Raw genomic sequence first — 6,041 nt, forward strand, 5'->3', positions numbered from 1 at the left:
GGCGAAGACCAGGTGGACGCGCGGGCGCTCGACGAGGTCGTGCGGTTCACCTCCGAGCTCATCCGCGTCGACACCACCAACCGGGGCGGCGGCGACTGCCGCGAGCGGCCCGCCGCCGAGTACGCCGCCGAGCGCCTCGCCGAGGCGGGCCTGACGCCCACGCTCCTTGAGCGCAGCCCCGGACGCACGAACGTGGTGGCACGGATCGAGGGCACGGAGCCGGGCGCGGACGCGCTCCTCGTCCACGGCCACCTGGACGTCGTGCCCGCCGAGGCGGCCGACTGGAGCATGGACCCCTTCTCCGGGGAGATCCGCGACGGCGTCGTCTGGGGCCGCGGCGCCATCGACATGAAGAACATGGACGCGATGATCCTCGCCGTCGCCCGGCACTGGGCCCGTGCCGGGGTCCGGCCGCGGCGCGACATCGTGATCGCCTTCACCGCCGACGAGGAGGCGAGCGCCGAGGACGGCTCCGGATTCCTCGCCGACAAGCACGCCCCGCTCTTCGAGGGCTGTACGGAGGGCATCAGCGAGTCGGGGGCCTTCACCTTCCACGACGGGCGGGGCAACCAGCTCTACCCGATCGCGGCGGGCGAGCGCGGCACGGGCTGGCTCAAGCTCACCGCGCGCGGCAGGGCGGGCCACGGCTCCAAGGTCAACAGAGCCAACGCGGTGAGCAGGCTCGCCGCCGCCGTCACCCGCATCGGCGAGTACCACTGGCCGGTGCGGCTCACCCCGACCGTGCGCGCCGCGCTCGCCGAGCTGGGCGCGCTCTACGGCCTCCAGGGCGACCCCGAGGCGCCCGGATTCGACGTCGACGACTTCCTGGAGAAGCTCGGCCCGACCGCCGCGCTCGTCGAGCCCACGGTCCGCAACAGCGCCAACCCGACGATGCTCCAGTCGGGTTACAAGGTCAATGTGATCCCCGGGGAGGCGGTGGCCTATGTGGACGGACGCTTTCTGCCCGGCGGCGAGGAAGAGTTCCGTAGCACGCTTGACCGGCTGACCGGGCCTGACGTCGACTGGGAGTTCCACCATCGCGAGGTGGCACTGCAGGCACCGGTCGACTCGCCGACGTACGCGCGCATGCGCGCCGCCGTAGAGGAGTTCGCGCCCGAGGGACACGTCGTGCCGTACTGCATGTCGGGAGGCACGGACGCCAAGCAGTTCTCGCGCCTCGGCATCACCGGCTACGGCTTCTCGCCGCTCAGGACACCGGAGGGCTTCGACTACCAGGCGCTCTTCCACGGAGTCGACGAACGCGTGCCGATCGGGGCACTGCACTTCGGCGTCCGTGTCCTCGACCGCTTTCTGCGCACGGCCTAGGAACGACATTGGGGGACGAGAGGGACATGAAGCAGACCCGGGCGTACGGATCATGGCCGTCACCGATCGACGCCGAGCTCGCCGCGGCCCACGACGGCGCTCCGGGGTACGTCGGCTACGTCGGCGGGGAGGCGTGGTGGACCGAGCCGCGGCCCGGTGAGGGCGGCCGCCGCGCGCTGGTGCGGCGCCTGCCCGACGGCGAGGAGCGGACGGTGCTGCCCGCGCCGTGGAACGTGCGCAGCCGCGTCGTGGAGTACGGCGGCCGCCCCTGGGCCGGCGCGGAGCGGGCCGGGGGACCGCTGCTCGTCTTCGTCGACTTCGCCGACCAGCGGCTCTACGCCTACGAGCCGGACGTCCCGGGCGCCGAGCCGCGCCCCCTGACCCCGCTCTCCGGGGTGGGCGGCGGGCTGCGGTGGGCCGATCCGGTGGTCCACCTCGACCGGGGCGAGGTCTGGTGCGTGTGCGAGGAGTTCACCGGCGAGCGGCCCACCGATGTGCGCCGGGTGATCGTCGCGGTGCCGCTCGACGGCTCGGCGGCCGATGACCGCGCCGCGGTCCGCGAACTCTCCGACGGCGCCCACCGCTTCGTCACCGGTCCCCGGCTCTCGCCCGACGGCTCCCGTGCCGCCTGGGTCGCCTGGGACCACCCGCGGATGCCGTGGGACGGCACGGAACTGATCGTCGCCGACGTCCGCGCGGACGGCGCCTTCGGCCGGGGCCGGGTCTTCGCGGGCGGCCCCGAGGAGTCCATCGCCCAGGTGGCGTGGGCGCCGGACGGGCGGCTGCTGTTCTCCAGCGACCGCGGCGGCTGGTGGAACCTGTACCGCGCGGCGCCGGACGACCCGGGAAGCGTGCGTTCGCTCTGTCCGCGCCAGGAGGAGTTCGCGGGCCCCCTGTGGCAGATCGGCCTGAACTGGTTCGCCCCGCTCGACACCGGCCTGATCGCCGTCGTGCACGGCAAGGGCTCCACCTGCCTCGGCATACTCGACCCCGAGACCGGCGAGGTCGTCGACGCCGCGGGCCCCTGGACGGAGTTCGCGGCCACCGTCGCCGCGCACGGCCCCCGGGTGCTCGGCGTCGCCGCGAGCCCCCGCAGCGGGTACGAGGTCGTGGAGCTGGACACCGGCACCGGCCGCGCCCGGGTCGTCGGCGCCGCCCACGACGACCCCGTGGACCCCGCGTACTACCCCGAACCGCAGATCCGCACCTTCCTCGGCCCCGCGGGACGCGAGATCCACGCGCACATCTACCCGCCGCACCACCCCGCCCACATCGCCCCCGACGASGAACTGCCGCCCTACGTGGTGTGGGCGCACGGCGGGCCCACCGGCCGCTCGCCCCTCGTGCTCGACCTCGCCATCGCCTACTTCACCTCGCGCGGCATCGGCGTCGCCGAGGTGAACTACGGCGGCTCCACCGGCTACGGCCGCGCCTACCGCGAGCGGCTGCGCGAGCAGTGGGGCGTCGTCGACGTCGACGACTGCGCGGCGGTCGCCCTCGCCCTGGCCGACGAGGGCACCGCCGACCGGGCCAGGCTCGCCATCAGGGGCGGCAGCGCGGGCGGCTGGACCACGGCCGCCTCGCTCGCCACCACGGACGTCTACGCCTGCGGCACCATCATCTATCCGGTGCTCGACCTGACCGCCTTCGCCTCCGGCGGCACCCACGACCTGGAGTCCCGCTATCTGGAGTCGATCGTGGGACCGTTCGCCGAGGTGCCCGGACGGTACGCGGAGCGCTCGCCGCTGGAACACGCCGACCGGATCACCGCGCCGTTCCTGCTCCTCCAGGGGCTCGACGACGTGGTCTGCCCGCCCGCGCAGTGCGAGGAGTTCCTCGCCAGGTCGCAGCGGCGCCGCCTGCCGCACGCCTACATCGCTTTCGAGGGCGAGGGGCACGGCTTCCGCCGCGCCGACACCATGATCCGCGCCCTGGAGGCCGAACTCTCCCTGTACGCGCAGGTGTTCGGCATCGATCTCGCGGGCGGCGTGCCCACCCTGGAGCTCGACAAGTGAGACCGCTCACCCGGCCCCCGCGGCTGACACCCGGCGCCCGGGTGGCCGTCGTCGCGCCCGGCGGCCCCGTCCCCGAGGCCGCGCTCCAGGCGGGCCTGGACATCCTGCGCGGCTGGGACCTCGACCCGTACGCGGCGCCGCACGTCCTGAACGCGCACCCGAAGTTCGGCTACCTCGCGGGCACGGACGCCGACCGGGCCCGCGACCTGGAGCAGGCGTGGTGCGACCCGTCCGTGGCCGCCGTGTTCTGCGCCAGGGGCGGGTACGGCGCCCAGCGGATGGTGGACCTCCTGGACTGGGACGCGATGCGCGGGGCCGCGCCCAAGGTCTTCCTCGGCTACAGCGACATCACCTCCCTGCACGAGGCCTTCGCCACCCGGCTCGGCCTCGCCACGCTGCACGGCCCGATGACGGCCGCCGAAACCTTCCTGAAGAACGCGCGGACCCAGGAGCAGCTGCGCACGACCCTGTTCACGCCGGAGGACGCCCGGGTCATCACGGCCCACGACGGCGCGGGCACGCTGGTCGGCGGCCGGGCCAGGGGCGTCACGCTCGGCGGCTGCGTCTCGCTGCTCGCCGCCGGCCTCGGGACGCCGGGGGCCCGTCCCGCCGCGCGCGGCGGCCTGCTGTTCATCGAGGACATCGGCGAGGAGGCGTACCGCATCGACCGCGTCCTCACCCAGCTCCTGCGCGCGGGGTGGCTGACGGGCGTGGCCGGGATCGCGCTCGGCTCCTGGCAGGAGTGCGGGCCCTACGAGGAGGTGCGCGCCGTCCTCGCCGACCGGCTCGGCGGGCTCGGCGTCCCGGTGGCCGAGGAGTACGGGTTCGGGCACTGCGCGGGGGCGCTGACCGTGCCGTTCGGGGTGGCGGGCGCGCTGGACGCGGACGCCGGGACGCTGACGCTGGACGTGCCCGCGCTGGCCTGACCGACGGCGCCCACGGCGGGGGCACCCGCGTCACCCGGACGGCCCAGCCCCCGGACACCCTCACCGCGCGCGAACCGGCACCGGCCGTCCATGCTGGTGGCGGGGGACGCAGGCACACCCGCGACGGAAGGGTCCCACCATGAGCCCAAGGACTGCCAGGAGCGGCTCGACCGAGGGCGGCGGCATGGTGACGCCCGGCAGGGTGATCGTCGCCGTCATCGCCGTCCTCACCCTGGTCTTCATCTTCGAGAACACCCGCAGCACCAGGATCCGCCTGCTGATCCCCGAAGTGACCATGCCGCTGTGGACGGCGCTGCTCGCCACCGGGGTGCTCGGCGCGCTGTGCGGCGCCTACTTCATGGGGCGGCGCAGGTGACGCCCGGCCCCGGATAACGTGGCCCGATGTCCGGCATACCCCTCTGTCTCGCCGAAGGCCCCCGCGTGGGCATCCGCCACTTCCGCCTCGCGGACGCCGCCGAGTTCACCGCACGCGCCCGGGAGAGCCGTGAGCTGCACCGCCCCTGGCTCTTCCCGCCGACCACCGACGACGCCTACCGCGCCTACGCCTCGCTGCTCATCGAGGACCCGGCGAAGGAGGGCTTCCTCCTCTGCGCGCGCGACAGCGGGGCCATCGCGGGGTTCATCAACGTCAACAACATCGTGCGGGGCGGCTTCCGCTGCGGGGCGCTCGGCTACGGCGCCTTCGCGCACGCCGCCGGTCGCGGACTGACCGGCGAGGGGCTCGGCCTCGTCATCGCGTACGCCTTCGGGGAGCTTGGCCTGCACCGCCTTGAGGCCAACATCCAGCCCGGCAACACCGCCTCGCTCGCCCTCGTGCGCCGCCGGGGCTTCCGCCACGAGGGCTTCTCGCCGGACTTCCTGTACATCGACGGAGCCTGGCGCGACCACGAGCGCTGGGCGATCACCGCCGAGATGTGCGGCACGGCAGGGGCCTGAGCGCCGGAGCCGTTGATCGGCGGGGCCCTGCTCGCGCAGGATGGGCGCATGCGGAACATCGTGGTCGTCGACGCACCGAGCAACCTGGGCCTGCGCCCGCCCGCCCCCGGCACGGTGCCGGGCTGTTACAAACTGGCCGGAGCCATGCGTGAGCGGGGCATCGTGCGGCGCCTCGGCGCCGCCGAGGGCGGCGTCGTCGTGCCGCCGCGCTACGACCGGGGGGACTGGCAGGAGGGCGACGGCGTCTTCAACGCCGCCGCCATCGCCGCCTACACCGTGCGGCTCGCCGACCGCGTGGAGCGGCATGTGCGCGCGGGCGACTTCCTCGTGGTGCTCGGCGGCGACTGCTCCATCCAGCTCGGCGCCGCCCTCGCGCTGCGCCGCGTCGGGCGGTACGGCATCGCCGCCATCGACGGTTCGGCCGACTTCCGGCACCCGGGGAACTCCGGCCGGATCGGTGCCGCGGGCGGTGAGGAGATGGCGCTCGCGACCGGGCGCGGGCAGGAGGACCTCACCGACATCGAGGGACTCAAGCCGTACGTACGGGACGAGGACGTGCGCCTCTTCGGGATGCGGGACGACGACGGGGACCGCGCCGAGTTCACCGAGCTGAAGATCTCCCACGCCACGGTCGGCGAGATCAGGGAGCGGGGCGCCGACCGTGGCGTACGTACGGGACGAGGACGTGCGCCTCTTCGGGATGCGGGACGACGACGGGGACCGCGCCGAGTTCACCGAGCTGAAGATCTCCCACGCCACGGTCGGCGAGATCAGGGAGCGGGGCGCCGACGCCCTCGCGCGAGCCGTCGTACCGACC

6 protein-coding genes are annotated in these 6,041 nt (G+C 74.3%); all 6 read left to right on the forward strand.

The features are described from left to right. The first annotated feature begins 12 nt into the window (after window positions 1-12). On the forward strand, window positions 13-1,326 hold the full coding sequence (locus tag AB8Z36_RS31365) for a M20/M25/M40 family metallo-hydrolase (RefSeq protein ID WP_369216782.1): 1,314 nt from the start codon (window positions 13-15) through the stop codon (window positions 1,324-1,326). Window positions 1,327-1,352: 26 nt separating this feature from the next. Continuing rightward, window positions 1,353-3,341 (forward strand): prolyl oligopeptidase family serine peptidase, encoded by a 1,989-nt coding sequence (locus tag AB8Z36_RS31370; RefSeq protein WP_369216777.1) that lies wholly within the window; start codon window positions 1,353-1,355, stop codon window positions 3,339-3,341. Then, a complete protein-coding gene (locus tag AB8Z36_RS31375; protein ID WP_369216778.1) occupies window positions 3,338-4,267 on the forward strand; it encodes a S66 peptidase family protein in 930 nt (309 codons plus the stop codon). The genes AB8Z36_RS31370 and AB8Z36_RS31375 overlap by 4 nt, the downstream gene beginning before the upstream one ends. 139 nt (window positions 4,268-4,406) lie before the next feature. Then, window positions 4,407-4,643, forward strand: a complete 237-nt coding sequence (locus AB8Z36_RS31380) for a hypothetical protein (protein ID WP_369216779.1) — start codon at window positions 4,407-4,409, stop codon at window positions 4,641-4,643. Window positions 4,644-4,669: 26 nt separating this feature from the next. Beyond that, window positions 4,670-5,224 carry a GNAT family N-acetyltransferase gene (locus AB8Z36_RS31385; RefSeq protein ID WP_369216780.1) on the forward strand — a complete coding sequence of 185 codons (555 nt, stop codon included), beginning with the start codon at window positions 4,670-4,672 and terminating at the stop codon, window positions 5,222-5,224. A gap of 48 nt (window positions 5,225-5,272) precedes the next feature. Further along, on the forward strand, window positions 5,273-6,041 hold a 769-nt coding region (locus AB8Z36_RS31390), incomplete at its 3' end, for an arginase family protein (RefSeq protein WP_369216781.1).

Source organism: Streptomyces flavofungini, assembly GCF_041028215.1.
GTDB classification, from domain to species: domain Bacteria; phylum Actinomycetota; class Actinomycetes; order Streptomycetales; family Streptomycetaceae; genus Streptomyces; species Streptomyces flavofungini_B.